Source organism: Streptomyces sp. NPDC058534, from assembly GCF_042717365.1.
Lineage (GTDB): Bacteria > Actinomycetota > Actinomycetes > Streptomycetales > Streptomycetaceae > Streptomyces.
In genome coordinates this window covers 27,457-45,069 of the sequence record NZ_JBHXNW010000001.1, presented here as the reverse complement: position 1 = coordinate 45,069, position 17,613 = coordinate 27,457, and the positions used below count along the sequence as shown (strand labels likewise).

At 71.7% G+C, this 17,613-nt stretch carries 9 protein-coding genes and 2 pseudogenes; 2 read left to right on the top strand and 9 right to left on the bottom strand.

Going from position 1 to position 17,613, the window contains the following annotated elements; genetic code table 11:
* Positions 1-12 precede the first annotated feature (12 nt).
* A complete protein-coding gene (locus tag ACFWR9_RS00180) occupies positions 13-3,576 on the top strand; it encodes a CDP-glycerol glycerophosphotransferase family protein (RefSeq protein ID WP_383833061.1) in 3,564 nt (1,187 codons plus the stop codon).
* A 74-nt stretch (positions 3,577-3,650) separates the two neighbouring features.
* Here ACFWR9_RS00180 and ACFWR9_RS00175 read toward each other — a convergent pair whose 3' ends face one another.
* The 8 genes and pseudogenes from ACFWR9_RS00175 to ACFWR9_RS00140 all read right to left on the bottom strand — a co-directional run.
* Entirely contained in the window at positions 3,651-5,690 is a 2,040-nt protein-coding gene (locus tag ACFWR9_RS00175) for a glycosyltransferase family 4 protein (RefSeq protein ID WP_383833058.1), read from the bottom strand.
* A gap of 190 nt (positions 5,691-5,880) precedes the next feature.
* Positions 5,881-7,317 carry a GTPase ObgE gene (obgE, locus tag ACFWR9_RS00170; RefSeq protein WP_383833055.1) on the bottom strand — a complete coding sequence of 479 codons (1,437 nt, stop codon included), beginning with the start codon at positions 7,315-7,317 and terminating at the stop codon, positions 5,881-5,883.
* A 110-nt stretch (positions 7,318-7,427) separates the two neighbouring features.
* Positions 7,428-7,682: a 50S ribosomal protein L27 gene (rpmA, locus tag ACFWR9_RS00165; protein WP_003976205.1), complete on the bottom strand. Its 255-nt coding sequence runs from the start codon at positions 7,680-7,682 to the stop codon at positions 7,428-7,430.
* A gap of 14 nt (positions 7,683-7,696) precedes the next feature.
* Positions 7,697-8,017: a 50S ribosomal protein L21 gene (gene rplU, locus ACFWR9_RS00160; RefSeq protein ID WP_003976204.1), complete on the bottom strand. Its 321-nt coding sequence runs from the start codon at positions 8,015-8,017 to the stop codon at positions 7,697-7,699.
* A gap of 273 nt (positions 8,018-8,290) precedes the next feature.
* Positions 8,291-12,295, bottom strand: a complete 4,005-nt coding sequence (locus tag ACFWR9_RS00155) for a ribonuclease E/G (protein WP_383833051.1) — start codon at positions 12,293-12,295, stop codon at positions 8,291-8,293.
* A gap of 274 nt (positions 12,296-12,569) precedes the next feature.
* A complete protein-coding gene (locus ACFWR9_RS00150) occupies positions 12,570-13,346 on the bottom strand; it encodes a TIGR03936 family radical SAM-associated protein (protein ID WP_383833048.1) in 777 nt (258 codons plus the stop codon).
* 48 nt (positions 13,347-13,394) lie between these two features.
* Positions 13,395-13,739, bottom strand: a pseudogene (locus ACFWR9_RS00145) (hypothetical protein); the annotation flags it as partial.
* A gap of 366 nt (positions 13,740-14,105) precedes the next feature.
* Positions 14,106-14,613 (bottom strand): annotated as a pseudogene (locus ACFWR9_RS00140) (IS5 family transposase); the annotation flags it as partial.
* A 195-nt stretch (positions 14,614-14,808) separates the two neighbouring features.
* Between ACFWR9_RS00140 and ACFWR9_RS00135 the strand changes: the two are divergent.
* On the top strand, positions 14,809-15,402 hold the full coding sequence (locus ACFWR9_RS00135; RefSeq protein WP_383833045.1) for a hypothetical protein: 594 nt from the start codon (positions 14,809-14,811) through the stop codon (positions 15,400-15,402).
* Between the two features lie 245 nt (positions 15,403-15,647).
* Here the strand turns inward: ACFWR9_RS00135 and ACFWR9_RS00130 are convergent, their stop codons facing one another.
* The gene (locus tag ACFWR9_RS00130; RefSeq protein WP_383833042.1) at positions 15,648-17,606 is read right to left on the bottom strand and encodes a TIGR03960 family B12-binding radical SAM protein; all 1,959 of its coding nucleotides are present in this window, start codon (positions 17,604-17,606) and stop codon (positions 15,648-15,650) included.
* Between the last annotated feature and the right edge of the window lie 7 nt (positions 17,607-17,613).

Below are 17,613 nucleotides of genomic sequence, written 5' to 3'. Positions count from 1 at the left end.
GATCACCAAGCCATGGCCCCTCGGCTCAGTGTCATCGTCCCCATCTACGACGTGGAGCGTTACCTCCCCGCCTGTCTCGACTCGCTCGCGGCGCAGACCTTCCGCGACTTCGAGGTCCTGATGGTGGACGACGGTTCACCCGACGGCTCCGCCGCCATCGCCGAGGAGTACGCCTCCCGCGACCCGCGCTTCAAGCTCATACGCAAGGAGAACGGCGGCCTCGGCGCCGCCCGCAACACCGGCATGACGCACCTCGCGCCGGAGTCGGAGTTCCTGACCTTCGTCGACAGCGACGACCTGATCCCGCCGGACGCCTACCGGCTCATGGTCGGCAGCCTCGACGAGAGCGGCTCGGACTTCGCCACGGGCAACGTCTTCCACCTCAAGGGCGAGAAGTCCTGGCAGGTGCCGCTGATGCGGATGCTGGCCGGCGAGGCCCGGGTGCGCACCCACATATCCCGGTACGCCAAGCTGGTCGCCGACCGCATCGCCTGCAACAAGGTGTTCCGCCGCACCTTCTGGGAGAAGAACGGCTTCGCCTTCCCCGAGGGCCGGCTGTACGAGGACACCCCGGTCACCATGCGGGCCCACTACCTGGCCGAGAGCGTCGACGTCATCTCGGAGCCCTGCTACTACTGGCGGCTGCGCGAGGGCGAGTCCGCCCCGTCGATCACCCAGCGCCGCACCGACCCGGCGGGCGTGCGCGACCGGACCACCTCCGTGATGGAGATCAGCGCCTTCCTCGCCGACCGGCCCGGCGAGACCTTCGCCCGCCTCAAGCGCGAGTACGACACCCGCGTCCTGCGGGACGACCTGCGGCTGTTCCTCAACGTGGTGCCGGACGGCGACGAGGAGTACCGCACCGAGTTCCTGCGCTCGGCCAACCGCTTCCTCGACAGCATCGACCCCAAGGTCGTCATGGACCTCCCGGCCGAACTGCGCGTGCAGTGGCTGCTGGTGCGCAAGCACCAGATGGAGGAGCTGATCGCCCTGCTGGCCGGCCAGCGCCGCCGGGAGACGCCCGAGGTCAGCGGCCTGCTGCGCAAGTACGCCTCGTTCCCCTCCCTGGAAGGTGCCGATCTGCACCTGCCCAAGGAGGCGCTGCGCATCGACCAGCACCTCACCATGCGCGCCCCGCTCCAGGACGTGAGCTGGTCCGGCGACAAGCTCGTGCTCTCGGGCAACGCCTGGATCGACAAGATCGACCTGGCCTCGCGCAAGGCGTCGGTCAAGGTGCTCCAGCTGCGCAAGGACCGCTCCCGCCGCCGCATCCTGCTGCCGGCCCGCAACGTGCCGCGCCCCGAGGTCACCACCGACTCCGGCCAGGACCGCTACAACTACGACTGGGCCGGCTGGGAGGTCACCCTCGACCCCGCCAGGCTCCGCAAGGGCGGCGACTGGCAGGAGGCCGTGTGGCACGTGGGCCTGGGCATCTTCGCCTCCGGCCTGGTACGGCGCAACGCCGTCCACTCCAGCGGCGGCGCGGCCTGCAACTTCCCCCCGTACCACTGGCTGAGCCCGGACTTCCGGCTGCTGCCCTCCATCGAGCGCGGCGCGCTGAAGCTGCGTATCGAGAAGGTGCGCGCCCTGATCACCGGACGCACCCTGGAGGACGACCGGATCAAGGTCACCGGTGAGATCCGCGAGCCGCTCACGGCGGACGAGCAGGTGGTCCTGCGGGTCAAGAACCAGAAGGGCGCCGAGACCCTCGAGTACCCCGTCACGGTGACCCGCGAGGGCGGCGCGCAGTCGTTCTCGGTCCAGGTGCCGGTGGCCGACGTCGCGCTGGTCTTCCACGAGGGCGTCGACGAGATGGCGCAGCCGGAGAAGCGGACCTGGTCCACGGTGCTGGTCGCGACCGACCCGCGGGGCAAGGAGCGCCGCTTCGGCACCGTGATGCAGGAGGGGCTGTCCGACGTCGAGTTCCCGCTGCCCGCGTCCCTCGGCGACCAGTCGCGCCTGGTGCAGCTGGCCGTGGTGGCGGGGCACACCGGCTTCCTGAAGTTCTCCGGCCGCACCCGCCGCGCCCTGATCGACACCGCGACCGTGCGCGACGGCCGGATCGCCCTCACCGGCCACGCCGACCCGCGGCTGACCGGCTCCCGCTTCCTGCTCAAGCCGCGCAACCGCTACGAGGAGCGCTTCGTCGAGACCCACTGGCTCGACGACGGCCGCTTCGAGGTCTCCTTCGACCCCTCCAGCCTCGGCGGCGACGGCAGTGTCCCGCTGCGCGCCGGCCGCTGGAACCTCTTCCTGCGGCCCGACGAGGAGGGCACGCCCGACGTGCCCTTCGTGGTCGACCGGCTGGCCGCCGACTCGTTCCCGGTCCAGGCCGAACTGGGCGGCCGCCGCTACTGGCTGGAGAACCGCTGGGGCGACTTCCCGCAGCTCAACGCCCGCTCCGAGCTGAGCGACCTGGAGCGCGGCCCGTACCGCCAGCGGGAGCTGCGCAGCGAGGTGTACGAGCCGCTGTCGCAGCAGCCGCTCAAGAACCAGGTCTTCTACCTGAGCTACAACGGCAAGCAGTTCTCCGACAGCCCGCGCGCGATGTACGAGGAGCTGGTGCGGCGCGGCGCGGACCTGAAGCACCTGTGGGCGGTCCGGGACGGCCAGGTGGCGCTGCCCGAGGGCGTCGAGACGGTCCGCATGTGGGGCCGTGAGTGGTACGAGGCGCTGGCCTCCAGCCGCTACATCGTCACCAACGCGCACCTCCCCGACTGGATCGTGCGCCGCCCGGGTCAGTCCATCGTGCAGACGTGGCACGGCACGATGCTGAAGAAGATCGGGCACGACATCGACACACTGCACTTCGACCGGCGCTACCAGGAGAAGCTGGCGCTGGAGGCGAAGCAGTGGAGCCTGCTGGTGTCCTCCAACCGCTTCAGCACGCCGATCCTGAAGCGGGCGTTCTCCTACGAAGGTGAGATCCAGGAGGCGGGCTACCCCCGCAACGACTACCTGTACTCGCCCGACCAGGACGCGATCGCGGCCCGGGTCAGGAAGGCCCTCGGCCTGCCCGAGGGCAAGAAGGTCGTCCTGTACGCGCCGACCTGGCGGGACGACCAGTCGCACAGCGCCGGGCAGTACCTGTTCGACCTGCGCATCGACCTGGAGGACGCCCAGCGCCGCCTCGGCGACGACCACGTGCTGCTGATCCGCCGCCACTCCAACGTGGTGGACGCGGTGCCGGGCGCGGGCAACGGGTTCGTGTGGGACGCCTCGGAGTACCCCGACATCGCGGACCTGTACCTCGCGGCGGACATCATGATCACGGACTACTCGTCGGTGATGTTCGACTACGCGCACCTGAAGCGGCCGATGCTGTTCTTCACGTACGACCTGGAGCACTACCGGGACACGCTGCGCGGGTTCTACTTCGACTTCGAGGAGGACTCCCCCGGTCCGCTGATCGGCAACTCCAAGGAGCTGGTCGACGCGATCCGGGACATCGACCAGGTCCAGGCGGAGTACCAGGAGCGGTTCGACCGCTTCCACCACCTGTTCTGCGACCTGGACGACGGCAGCGCCTCCGCGCGGGTCGTCGACCGGATGCTGGAGCAGGCGCGGGAGAGCTGACCGCGCGGAACACGCGAAAGGGCGGGGGCCGGAGGATCGTCTCCTCCGGCCCCGCCCTTTCGCCGTGTACGGGGTCAGAGCCGCACGGTCTTGACCGCGAACTGGCACGCGGCGGTGAAGTAGGGCCGCAGCTCCGTGCGCCGCCGGGTGGGCGGCAGCGGCGCGGGCGTCTGGCCCAGGGCCCTGCGGGACTTGCGGACCGCCCGGGTCAGCACGGTCGGCGCCGCCGCCGCGGCCTCGCTGAGCACCGGACGCGGGAAGGTGAACACGTTGATCGGGGCCAGGACGTCGGTGGCCAGCTTGGCCAGCTGCACACGGGGCGCGTCGGCCGCCGTGCGCAGGAAGAAGTCCCAGATGACCTCCGGCTCGTCGGCCTCGGTGTGCGCCCGCACCAGCGCCGCGCAGTCGATGTCGACCGCGACCCGGCCGTCGCCCTCGGCGCGCAGCGGGAAGGTCAGCACCCGCTCCTTGTCCCTGCGGTGCACGGCCTCCACCACGGCGCCCGCGGCGGCCTCGGCGCCCCACAGCTCCGCCTGTACGGCGATGGCCCGCTCGTCGACCCTGACCGGGCCGACCTCGGCGTGGGCGTCGCGCAGGGCGCTGCGCAGCCGCAGCCCGCCGTCCTCGTGCATGTGCGGCAGCAGCAGCGCCAGCGACGGACCCTGCGGGCGCGGCAGCTCCACGGCGAGCAGGTCCCGGGTGTCGCAGCCGTAGCCGTCGGTGCCCAGCGCCACCTCGCGGCCGCCCTCGCGGGTGGCCAGCGTCAGCTCCCAGGTGCCGTGCGGCACCCCGGCGTCCCAGGGCACGACGGCGTCCCCGGCGGCGGAGAACGGGAAGCGGTGCTCCTCGGTGCCGGCCCCGCCCTTGCGCAGGACGAGGTCGGCCTGCCCGGCGCTCGGCGGCAGCGTGCCCACGGCAACGTGCACCGAGCCCCGCCGGTCCACGCGGGCCGTGGCGTGGCGGGGCAGTTCCTTGCGGGCGAAGGCCTCCTGGAGGATGGCCTCGAAGCGCTCGCGGCTGGCCCGCTCGTGGAAGCGCTCGGCGTTGCGGATGCCCGCGGCGGACATCTTCAGCCGCAGTCCGTCGTCCTGGACCAGGCTGCGGATCGCCTCGGCCATCGCGTCGACGTCGCCGCGCGGGACGATCATGCCGTCCTCGCCGTCGGTGAGGATGTTGCGCGGCCCGTGGTCGGCGTCCGTGGCGACGACGGGGAGCCCGGCGGCCATCGCCTCCACGACGACGTTGCCGAACGCCTCGCGCTTGGAGGGCAGGACGAAGATCGAGCCCTTGCCGAACTCCGGGGTGACGGGCGAGGTCTGGCCCATCAGCAGGATGCTGTTGGACAGCCCCAGTTCCTCGATGCGGGCGCGCAGCTTCTTCTTCTCGGCGCCGTGGCCGTAGATGCGCAGCGTCCAGTCCGGCGCGTCGGCGTGGACCCGGGCGAAGGCCTCGATCAGCAGGGCGTGGTTCTTGTTGTCGGTCAGGTGACCGGCCGAGACCACCACCTTGTTGGTGCCGGTGGCCCGGATGGTGGAGGCGGGCACGCAGTTGGGCATCACCGCCAGGCGGTTGCGCACCGCGGGCACCTGCCGGGCGATGGCGGCGACCTCCTCCGGGGTGAGCGCCGTCAGGGCGTGCAGGTACCGGTAGGCCGGGAAGAGGCGTTCCTTGATGTCCGTGGCGTAGATGGCGGGCATCGAGTGCTCCTGAGTGACCTTCAGGTAGTCACCGCGGGCCTGCGCCAGCATGATCGTGTTGCGCGGGCTTGAGCTGACGATCACGTCGGCGTCGGTGGTGTCGAAGTACTCCAGCAGCCGCAGTTCCGCGAGCCGGCTCACGACCGGCGTCTTGGCACCGGCGTTGAGCGGGTAGATCAGCGGGAACTTGTCGGACAGCGGGTTGTCCACGTCGGAGACCGGGGAGTCCGGTCGCATGTCGCTGAGCACCCGGACGGACACCCGCGGGTCCAGCGGGAAGTAGGACTCGTCCCGCACCTTGCGCAGCGCCACGATCTCGACGTCGTGCCGTTCGGCCAACGCCCCGGCGAGGTTCTGCGTCGCGCTGACCACGCCCCCCATGTGGCAGAGGTCCCGAACGAGAAATGCGATCTTCACTTTGCTGCTTCTCTCTGCTTCCGGGAACGGATGGTCAGTCCGTTTCCCCGCCCCGGGCCACGCACAGTGGCCACATCCTCCTCACAAAGTACACATGACTGTTCGACAGCGGATCACGGTCCCGCCACACCTGTGTAACCCTGCGGACAGCAAGATGCCGTCCGCGGGGCCGCGGTTCCAGAGGGCGGACTCAGAACGGTTCGAAGCCGTCGAACTCCCGCTCCGCGTCGTCTCGTTCGGCGTCCCGGTCGCGGCGGCGCTGGGCGGCCGGCCGGGGCTCCTCGAAGCGGTGGTCCTCGCCACGGCGGCCGAGCATCTCGGCGCCGGCCGTCACCGACGGCTCCCAGTCGAAGACGACCGCGTTGTCCTCGGGGCCGATCGCCACGCCGTCGCCGTTGCGGGCGCCCGCCTTCATCAGCCGCTCCTCGACGCCGAGGCGGTTGAGCCGGTCGGAGAGGTAGCCGACGGCCTCGTCGTTGTTGAAGTCGGTCTGGCGCACCCAGCGTTCGGGCTTCTCGCCCCGCACCCGGAACAGGCCGTCCTCCTCGCGGGTGACGGTGAAGCCGGCGTCGTCCACGGCCTTGGGCCGGATGACGATCCGCGTGGCCTCCTCCTTGGGCCGGGCGGCACGCGCCCCGGCCACCAGCCCGGCCAGCGCGAAGGACAGCTCCCGCAGGCCCATGTGGGCCACCGCGGACGCCTCGAAGACGCGGTAGCCGCGCTCCTCCAGGTCCGGGCGGACCATCTCGGCGAGGTCCTTGCCGTCGGGTACGTCGATCTTGTTGAGGACGACGATCCGGGGCCGGTTGTCCAGGCCGCCGTACGCGCGCAGCTCGGCCTCGATGACGTCCAGGTCGGAGAGCGGGTCGCGCTCGGACTCCAGCGTCGCCGTGTCCAGGACGTGCACCAGCACGCTGCACCGCTCCACGTGCCGCAGGAACTCCAGGCCGAGGCCCTTGCCCTGGCTGGCGCCGGGGATGAGGCCGGGGACGTCCGCGATGGTGTAGACGGTCTCGCCGGCCGTCACCACGCCCAGGTTCGGGACGAGCGTCGTGAAGGGGTAGTCGGCGATCTTCGGCTTGGCCGCGCTCAGTACGGAGATCAGCGAGGACTTGCCGGCGCTCGGGTAGCCGACCAGCGCCACGTCGGCGACGGTCTTCAGCTCCAGGTGGATGTCCTGGAGGTCGCCGGGCTCGCCGAGCAGCGCGAAGCCGGGCGCCTTGCGCCGCGCGGAGGCCAGCGCCGCGTTGCCGAGGCCGCCCCGGCCGCCCTGCGCGGCGACGTAGGAGGTGCCGTGGCCGACCAGGTCGGCGAGGACGTTGCCCGCCCCGTCGAGGATCACGGTGCCGTCGGGCACGGGCAGGACCAGGTCCTGGCCGTCCTTGCCGGAGCGGTTGCCGCCCTCGCCGGGCTTGGCGTTGGTGGCCTTGCGGTGCGGCGAGTGGTGGTAGTCGAGGAGCGTGGTCACGGACTGGTCCACGGTGAGGATGACGTCGCCGCCCCGGCCGCCGTTGCCGCCGTCCGGGCCGCCGAGCGGCTTGAACTTCTCACGGTGGACGGAGGCACAGCCGTGGCCTCCGTTACCCGCGGCGACGTGCAGCTCGACGCGGTCCACGAAGGTGGTCATGGGATGTGCCTCCAGTTACTGCTTACTGCGGGGATGTCTCTTGGGTAACACGCGAAAGGCGGACCCGCTTCCCCTCGGGGAAGTGAGGCCCGCCTCGCGAAAGTGTCCGGTCAGGCGACCGGGACGATGTTCACGACCTTGCGGCCACGGTGGGTGCCGAACTGCACCGCACCGGCCTGCAGCGCGAACAGCGTGTCGTCGCCACCGCGGCCGACGCCGGCGCCCGGGTGGAAGTGGGTGCCACGCTGACGGACCAGGATCTCACCCGCGTTGACGGCCTGACCGCCGAAGCGCTTCACGCCGAGCCGCTGGGCATTCGAGTCGCGACCGTTCCGGGTGGACGATGCGCCCTTCTTGTGTGCCATGTCTCCTCAGTCCCTTACTTCGCAGCCGCGGGGATCTCAGTGACCTTGATCGCCGTGTACTGCTGGCGGTGGCCCTGACGACGGCGGTAGCCGGTCTTGTTCTTGTAGCGCAGAATGTCGATCTTCTGGCCCTTGTGGTGGTCCACGATCTCGGCCTGGACCTTGATGCCGGCCAGCACCCACGGGTCGCTGGTCACAGCGTCGCCGTCGACGACGAGCAGGGTCGAGAGCTCGACCGTGTCGCCGACCTTGCCGGTGGAAATCTTGTCAACCTCAACGATGTCGCCGACAGCAACCTTGTGCTGGCGACCACCGCTGCGCACGATGGCGTACACGCGGATCTCACTCTCTCGCTCGGAAACGGCACCCCCGCAGTCCAGCCACCCGGTGACACACGGACAGCCTCTTCCGACCGGGGCCCGCCGAGGGCCCGCACCCGAAAGGAAAGAGGTTTACGGGGATGTGACGTGTCACTCGACACGCCGACGGTCAAGATTACGGGGCCGCACGACAGGGGTCAAACCGGGCCCCGCGCCCCGTACGTACCATGGCCCCGCCCGCCCGGATGCCGGGCGGACGGGGCCACAGGTTCTGCGACGGGTGCCGGATCAGCCCTCGTCGGTGGCGGCCGTGACCGAGGACGGTGCCTGCTGGGCGGCGGCCGCGGTCTTCTTCGACGCCGTCTTCTTGGCCGTGGTCTTCTTGGCGGTCGTCGTCTTGGCCGCCTTCTTGGCCGTGGCCTTCTTCGCGGTCGTCGTCTTCTTGGCCGCGGTCTTCTTGGTGGCCGCCTTCTTCGCCGTCGCCTTCTTGGCCGTCTTGCGGGCCGCCGCCTTCTTGGCCGGGGCGGCCTCCTCGGCGGCCTCGGCGGCCTCGGCGGCCTCGGCGGACGGTGCGGCCTGCTCGGCCGGCTCCTCCTCCGGCCCGGCCGACGGGACGACCATGACGGCCGCCTCCTCGGACGCGGTGGGCGCGGTGGACTTGCGCACCGCCCGGCGGCGCGGACGGGCCGGGACGGCTTCCTCGGCGGCGGGCTCCGCGGCGGCCTCGGCGGGTGCCTGAGGCGCCTGCTCGGCCTGCGGGGCCGGTGCGGACGGCGCGGTCTCGGGCACCGTCAGCACGGCGGCCTCCGCACCCGCGGGCGAACCGGCCGGTGCGGACACCTTCCGGGTGGCCCGACGGCGGGTACGGCCCTTGGGCGCGGCCTCCTCGGCGGCGGGTGCCGGTGCCTCGGCGGGAGCCGTGAGGTGGCCGCCGGCGACCGCGTCCTCGACGGCGGCGGGCTCGGCCAGCACCTCGGCGGCGGACTCGCGCCGCACCGGACGCTCGACCTCCTCCTGCACCGTGACGTCCTGCGCGGTCGGGGCCTCGGCGCGCGCGGCCTCGCCCTTCCCGGCCTTCGGCGCGCCCGCCGGGGCCGACGCCCGACGGCTCGCGCGACGCCGGCCACGACCGCGCGTGGCGGCGGCCTCGGCCTCGGCGGCGCTGCTGTACAGCTCCTCGTCCGGGACGAAGTCGGGCGCCGGGAGGGCGACCGGCTCGGCGACCTCCGCGGCGACCTCGGACTCGGACTCGGTGTCCGCCTCCTGCTCCGCCGTCGGACCGGTCTCGACACCGGCCACGGCCTCGTGCTCGTGCGGCTGGTCGGCCCCGGCCCGCGCCCGCTTGCGGCGCTTGCTCCCGCCACCGCCACCACCGGCGGCGGTCGGCTGGTCGAGGTGGACGATGACACCGCGGCCGTTGCAGTGGACGCAGGTCTCCGAGAACGACTCCAGGAGACCCTGGCCGACCCGCTTGCGGGTCATCTGCACCAGACCCAGCGAGGTCACCTCGGCGACCTGGTGCTTCGTACGGTCCCGGCCCAGGCACTCAAGGAGGCGCCGCAGCACCAGGTCCCGGTTGGACTCCAGCACCATGTCGATGAAGTCGATGACGATGATGCCGCCGAGGTCGCGCAGCCGGAGCTGGCGCACGATCTCCTCGGCCGCCTCCAGGTTGTTCCTGGTGACCGTCTCCTCCAGGTTGCCGCCCTGGCCGGTGAACTTGCCGGTGTTGACGTCGACGACGATCATCGCCTCGGTCCGGTCGATCACCAGCGAACCGCCGCTGGGCAGCCAGACCTTGCGGTCCAGCGCCTTGGCGAGCTGCTCGTCGATCCGGTACGTCGCGAAGACGTCGACCTCGCTGGTCCACTTGGACAGCCGGTCGGCGAGGTCCGGCGCCACGTGGGACACGTAGCCGTGGATGGTCTGCCAGGCGTCGTCACCGCTGACGACGACCTTGGTGAAGTCCTCGTTGAAGATGTCGCGCACGACCCGGACGGTCATGTCCGGCTCGCCGTAGAGCAGCGTGGGCGCGTTGCCGCTCTTGGCCTTCTTCTGGATGTCCTCCCACTGCGCCTGGAGCCGCTCGACGTCGCGGCGCAGCTCGTCCTCGCTGGCGCCCTCGGCGGCGGTGCGCACGATGACGCCCGCGTCCTCGGGGACGATCTTCTTGAGGATGGTCTTCAGCCGGGACCGCTCGGTGTCGGGCAGCTTGCGGCTGATGCCGGTCATCGAGCCCTCGGGCACGTAGACCAGGTAGCGGCCGGGCAGCGAGACCTGACTGGTCAGGCGGGCGCCCTTGTGGCCGATCGGGTCCTTGGTGACCTGCACCAGGACCGACTGGCCGGACTTGAGGGCGGACTCGATACGCCGCGGGCCGTTCGCCATGCCCAGCGCCTCGAAGTTGACCTCACCGGCGTACAGGACGGCGTTGCGGCCCTTGCCGATGTCGATGAAGGCGGCCTCCATCGACGGCAGCACGTTCTGCACCTTGCCGAGGTAGACGTTGCCGACGTACGAGGTGGCCTGCTCCTTGTTGACGTAGTGCTCGACGAGCACGCCGTCCTCCAGGACGCCGATCTGCGTGCGCTCGCCGTGCTGGCGCACGCACATGACGCGCTCGACGGCCTCGCGGCGGGCCAGGAACTCGGCCTCGGTGATGATCGGCACGCGCCGGCGGCCCTGCTCGCGGCCCTCGCGGCGGCGCTGCTTCTTGGCCTCCAGGCGGGTCGAGCCCTTGATGGACTGCACCTCGTCGGAGGGCTCGCCCTTCTCCCGCGGCGGGCGGGGCTCGCGGACCTTGACGACGGTGCGCTCGGGGTCGTCGGTGGACGCGTCGCCGTCCCCGGAGCCGTCCCCGGCCCGGCGGCGACGGCGGCGACGACGCCGGCTGCTGCTGGAGCCGCCACCGTCACCGGCGGACTCCGCGCTCTCCTCGGCGTCCTCCTCGGCCTGCTCGGCGGTGTCAGCGGTGTCCTGGTCGGCCCGATCGGCCTGATCGGCGGCGGTCTGCTCGCTCTCGCCGTCGTTCAGGTCGCCGTCGGCGGAGTCGCCGCGGCGACGACGACGGCCGCCCCGGCGCCGGCGGCGGCGTGAGCCGGACTCCTCGGAGCCGTCGGCGTCGTCGTGGTCCTCGCCCGACTCGTCGGCGTCGGCGTCGGCGTCGGCCTCGGTGTCGGCCTCGGCGCGGATGTCGGCCTCCCGCTCGTCCCGCGCGGCGGCGGCGGGGGTCCGGTCCTCGGTGCCCTCCTCGGCGGCGCCCTTACGGCGGCGACGGCGACGCGACCCGGCGGACTGCTCCTCGGGCTGCTCCTCTGCCGCCTCGGTGGCCTTGGCGGGCTTCGCCGGTTCGGCACCGGCCGCCTCGGCGGCGGCTTCGGCGGCGGCCCGCTCGGGCGTCTGGAACTGCGGCTCGGCGAACACGGGCGCCTGGAACACGGCGACGGCGGGCCGGGACGGGCGCTTGGGCGCGTCGGCGTCGTCGGAGGCGGCGGCGGTCTGCGCCGGCGCGGCGAAACCGGTGGCGGCCTTACGGGTGGACCGGCGGCGCGCCCGACGCGGAGCGGCGTCCTCGACGGGCTCGGCGGGCGCGGCGGCCTCGGGGGCTGCCTCACGGACGGGCTCGGGGGTGGGTTCGCTCACCTCGGCGGCGGCCTCGGCGGGCGCCTCGGCCGGGGCGGTCACGCGGCGCGTGGCACGACGGCGGGTGCGGCCCTTGGGCGCGGCGTCCTCGGCCTCCGCCCCGGCGGCGGGAGCGGGGGCGGGCTCGGCGGCCGCGACGGGGGTGGCTGTGGCGGCCTCGGTGGCGGCAGGCTCGGGGGGCGTGGTGACGCTGCGCGTGGCACGGCGGCGGCTGCGGCGCGGCGCGGGGTCCTCGGTGACCTCGCCGGCCTCGGCGACCGGCTCGGGCGCGGCGACGGGCGCCTCGGCACCGGAGGGCGCCGCGACGACGGTCTCGGCCGCCTCCGTCGACGTCAGGGGTCCGGCGGGCGCGGAGGCGCGGCGGACCGCACGGCGCCGCGGCCGGGCGGGGGCGGCCTCGGGGGCCGGGGCGGCGGCCTGTGCGGTCTCCGTCCCTTCGGTCTCTTCGGTCTCTTCCGCCTCGTCGGTCGCGGCGGTCACCGCGGCGGGCGCGACCGTCTCGGCCGGCGCGTCGGAGCCGCCGGACGGCGGACCCGCGGGGCGGGAAGCGGCCCTGCGCCGACGACGCGGCGGCAGGGTGTCGCTCGGGGTGTTCGACTCGGAGTCGGTCGAGGTGGTCGACGACTCGGTGGGTTCGGTCGGTTCGAGCATGCGGGGGTTTCTCCCGTCAGGCTCCCGGGCGCCGCGCCTGGTCCGGCATCGATCTGATCGACCGCCGGTGACGTCCGCGGCTCGCGCGATGCGCGGTCGCCGCCGTCCGGGGCGCGGGCGCCGCTCGGAAGCTCTCCGTGTCTTGTCTCACCGGTTCCGCACCCCTTGTCGGGTACGGCCTGGCGAAAGTCTTGTGGTCGGTGCGCTGCCCGACCCAGGTGGCTCCCGAGTTCGAGGGCGACGCTACGACGTCCGTCCCTACGCGGAACCTTCCCTACGCGGGCGCCTTCGCGGCGGCGGAAGCGGCGGCCGGTTGCGGCTCGGGCGCTTCTGCCTCGCGGTCGGGCGCGAGCGGGTCGGTCACCGCACCGGTCTCTTCATCGAACAGCCCCTGCGCCAGCCTGGTCACCGCTGCGGGGACCGGCGGCGCCAGGTCGGCCACGGCGCGAAGACCGGACAGGACGTCGTCGGGTCGTACGGCAGGCGTCACGTGCCGAACAACCAGCCGCAGTATCGCACAGGGCTGGTCGGTCGGCCTATCAGCCGGTGAACCGTGCCTGGTGGCACTCTCCAGGCTCGCGACCGCGGAGCGGGCGTCGAAGGTACGGACGCCGTTCTTGGTCCGGCGCTGGACCTCCACGGCCGGGGCCGAGTTGAAGGCCGTCACGGCGCGCTCGGCGTCCGCGGGCTCCACCCCGTCCAGCCGCAGCTCCCACACCGATGCCGTCAGCCGGTCGGCGAGCCCGGAGGTCCGGGCCTCGACCGCGTCGACGACGTCGAGCCCGGCGGGCAGCGACGCGTCGAGAACCACCCTGAGCTGCTCCGGGTCACGCGCCGTGGTGAGCGCGATCTCCAGATACTCCGCCTCACTGCCCGTGCCGGTGGGTGCGGCATTGGCGTACGACACCTTCGGGTGGGGCGTGAACCCCGCCGAGTACGCCATGGGCACCTCGGCGCGGCGCAGCGCGCGCTCGAAGGCACGCTGGAAGTCACGGTGGCTGGTGAACCGGAGGCGGCCGCGCTTGGTGTAGCGCAGTCGGATGCGCTGCACCGCGGGTACGGGCGGCGGGCCTTCGGGCTGTCGCTTGCCCAGTGTCGTTCAGTCCTTCGTGAGAGCGGTCGTACTACTACCAAGAGTACGTGCCTCGGCGACGGATGGTTCCCGGCGGTCGACCGGCCACGGCTTGGCCGGCGCCCCGAAGAGCGCGCGGCGTATGTCGGCGCGGGTCTGCCGCACGGTGAGCCGGGCGGCGGCGAGGGCCTGCCGGGTGGCCCGCCCGGCGGCGCGTCCGGCGTCGGCGAGGGGCCGCAGGACGGTGTCCCGCACGGCGTGCCCCAGCGGGGTGAGCACGCTCCGGTACGCCCAGCGGGCCGGTTCGGCCACGATCCACCGCCAGAGGGTGCCGAGGAACCGCCCGAGGGCGCGCGAGACGTACCCCGCGACGAGATCCGCTCGGTCGCCGTCGTCGCCGTCCCCGAGCGCGGCCACCAGCGCGATGACGACGATGACAACCACCGCGGCCAAGGCGCCGGCGCATCCCCACAGACAGCCACGGCTCCGCCGTCGTGCGGGCGGCGGCCCAGGAGGGGGAGCATCGGCCCGGCTCCCCCACTGCGGGCCACTCGCCGGAGATCCTTCCGCAGGCGGCTCATTCGATGGCATGTCCGCCTCCTCCGTAGCGAATATCGCCACGTCAGGAAGTGGGACGGCCTTCCGCGAGCCGAGGGAGCCACTCGGGCATCAGTGAGCGTGTCCGCTGGGCTCGGGCGTCTTGACCGTCAGCGGCAGCAGTTTCTTGCCGGTCGGGCCGACGGGCGGGACTGCGTCCAGCAGCGGTAGGAGCTGGGTGACGTCGTTGCGATTGCCGCCGGTGAGGATGACCGCGAGCGGGGTGCCGTGGCCGTCGGTGATCAGGTGGTGTTTCGAGCCGGCCCTGCCCCGGTCGACCGGCGACGGGCCGGTGTGGATCGCCCTTTATGGCCCGCACGTGGCTGCTGTCCACCACCGCCCGTGACCAGTCCAGCTTCGCGGCGGCGTTGAGCTCGGCAAGCAGTGCTTCGTGCAGTTGTTGCCACACTCCGGCGTCGTTCCAGTCCCGCTACCGGCGCCAGCAAGTCATGCCGGAGCCGAAGCTCAGCTCTTTGGGCAGACGTTCCCAGGAGATGTCGTTGAACAGCACGAACAGGATCCCGCACAGCACCTGCCGATCCGGCAACGCCCTGCGTCCCGGGTACCGAAACCGCCGCTCCTTGCCGGGCAGCAACGGTTCAATCCTCGCCCACAGTCCGTCCGACACGACCCACGGCGACGATCCCATGCCCTGGCGAACGCTCAACTCGCCGCAAGGGCACGGCCATCAGCGTCGATCTACCTGCCATCCATCTACGGTCGCACCCCCATCAGCCCGGAGGCGTAGCTGAGTTCAATCTGCGGAGCGATCCGCCGCGCCCCTCGTGACTGCGATCGTCATAAGCGAACGGGTCAGCCAGCCTGCCGAAACCGAGGACCATACATGCCGCCCCTCGCACACGCCGAAGACTCCGTTGCGGCTCGGACCGGTCGGCTTCGCGCCGCCTGGCGCACCGCCCACGAACCCGTCGCCGGTGTGTCCCGACGCCTGCAACTCACCGCATACGCGGTGCCCCTCGTGGTCCTGCCATCGAGCCTGTGGCGCCTCCCGGCGGCGTTCGACGACGGGATCAGCCCCGGGGAGCGGATGTATATCCCTTCCCTGTCGATCGTCTCCGAACTTCTCGCCTTCACCGCGGTGGGGCTGATCGCCCGCTGGGGTGAGGTGTTCCCGCGCTGGGTCCCCGGCCTTCGTGGCCGCCGGGTCCCGACGAAAGCCGCGATCATCCCGGCCGCCATCGGAGCCACGGTCCTCACGCTCATGTTCACCATCCTGGCCCTCGTCAACGAGATCCAGGGCACCACGATCCGAGGCGACGACCTGCCTGACGACTTCCCCGGAGAGGCCGGCGGCTGGGAAGCCGCCTGGTTCTACATCTGCTACACACCATTGATCCTTTGGGGACCGCTCCTGGCCGTGCTGACCTTCGCGTACAGCAAGCGCCGCCGCAGAACCGACACGCCTGCCGCGGCATGAGCGTCGAGCAGCTCTAAGAGGCCGAAGACCTTCAGACCCACTCCACCTCAGAACTGATGCCCTGCGTCCCTTTGCGCGGCGGCAGCGGTGTTCTCGTCGCCACCTGAGCGGGCAGCCACCGCAGCTTCAAGGCTCCGAGTACGCCGAGCGTTGCGGCCATCTCCTGTTCTGTGACATCCGCCACAGAATCGGCGATGCACCGCAACGACTCAATGTCGTCAGCCCTCCCCCGGTTCCTCATCGTTTCAGCTGGTCGAAGCGTCGTTCTTGACGGTCAGAGGCAGCAGCTTCTTGCCCGTCGGGCCCGTTTGTGGCCATGTGTCGAACTGGGGGCAGACCCCGCAGTCGAAGCACGGTGTCCAGCGGCAGTCGTCGACCTCGGTCTCGTCGAGGGCGTCCTGCCAGTCCTCCCAGAGCCATTCCTTGTCGAGGCCGGAGTCGAGGTGGTCCCAGGGGAGGACCTCCTCGTAGCCGCGCTCGCGGGTGGTGTACCAGTCGACGTCGACGTCGGTGGGCGCCAGGGCCTTGTCGGCGCAGGCCATCCAGCGGTCGTACGAGAAGTGCTCGCGCCAGCCGTCGAAGCGGCCGCCGTCGTCGTAGACCGCGCGGATGACGGCGCCGAGGCGGCGGTCGCCGCGGGAGAGGAGGCCCTCGACGATGCCGGGCTTGCCGTCGTGGTAGCGGAAGCCGATGGAGCGGCCGTACTTCTTGTCGCCGCGGATCTTGTCGCGCAGCTTCTGCAGGCGGGCGTCGGTCTCCTCGGAGGAGAGTTGCGGCGCCCACTGGAAGGGGGTGTGCGGCTTGGGGACGAAGCCGCCGATGGAGACCGTGCAGCGGATGTCGCCCGCGCCGGAGACCTCGCGGCCCTTGGCGATGACCCTGGTCGCCATGTCGGCGATCTGGAGGACGTCGTCGTCGGTCTCGGTGGGCAGGCCGCACATGAAGTACAGCTTCACCTGGCGCCAGCCGTTGCCATAGGCCGTCGCGACGGTACGGATCAGGTCCTCTTCCGAGACCATCTTGTTGATGACCTTGCGGATGCGCTCGGAGCCGCCCTCGGGGGCGAAGGTCAGGCCGGACCGGCGGCCGTTGCGGGTCAGCTCGTTGGCCAGGTCGATGTTGAAGGCGTCGACGCGGGTGGAGGGGAGGGACAGGCCGATCTTGTCCTCCGTGTACCGGTCCGCGAGGCCCTTGGCGACGTCGGCGATCTCGGTGTGGTCCGCGGAGGAGAGGGAGAGGAGACCGACCTCCTCGAAGCCCGTTGCCTTCAGGCCCTTGTCGACCATCTCGCCGATGCCGGTGATGGAGCGCTCGCGCACCGGGCGGGTGATCATGCCGGCCTGGCAGAAGCGGCAGCCGCGGGTGCAGCCGCGGAAGATCTCCACGGACATCCGCTCGTGGACCGTCTCGGCGAGCGGGACGAGGGGCTGCTTGGGGTAGGGCCACTCGTCGAGGTCCATCACCGTGTGCTTGGAGACGCGCCACGGGACGGTCGAGCGGTTCGGTACGACGCGGGCGATGCGGCCGTCGGGGAGGTACTCGACGTCGTAGAAGCCGGGGACGTAGACCCCGCCGGTCTTCGCCAGGCGCAGGAGGAGTTCCTCGCGGCCTCCCGGGCGGCCCTCGGCCTTCCAGGCGCGGATGATCGCGGTGATCTCCAGGACGGCCTGCTCACCGTCGCCGATGACGGCGCAGTCGATGAAGTCGGCGATCGGCTCGGGGTTGAAGGCCGCGTGTCCGCCGGCCAGGACGATCGGGTCGTCGATGCCGCGGTCCGCCGCCTCCAGCGGGATGCCCGCCAGGTCCAGGGCCGTGAGCATGTTCGTGTAGCCCAGCTCCGTGGAGAAGGAGAGGCCGAAGACGTCGAAGGCGCCGACCGGGCGGTGGCTGTCGACGGTGAACTGCGGGACGGAGTGCTCCCGCATCAGCGCCTCCAGGTCCGGCCAGACGCTGTAGGTGCGCTCGGCGAGGACGCCCTGCTGTTCGTTGAGTACCTCGTAGAGGATCATGACGCCCTGGTTGGGCAGTCCGACCTCGTAGGCGTCGGGGTACATCAGGGACCAGCGGACGTCGCAGGATTCCCAGTCCTTGACCGTGGAGTTGAGCTCTCCGCCGACATACTGGATCGGCTTCTGCACATGCGGGAGCAGAGCTTCGAGCTGCGGAAACACGGACTTCACAGACTCGGCGGCTTCGGCAGGCATCTCACGG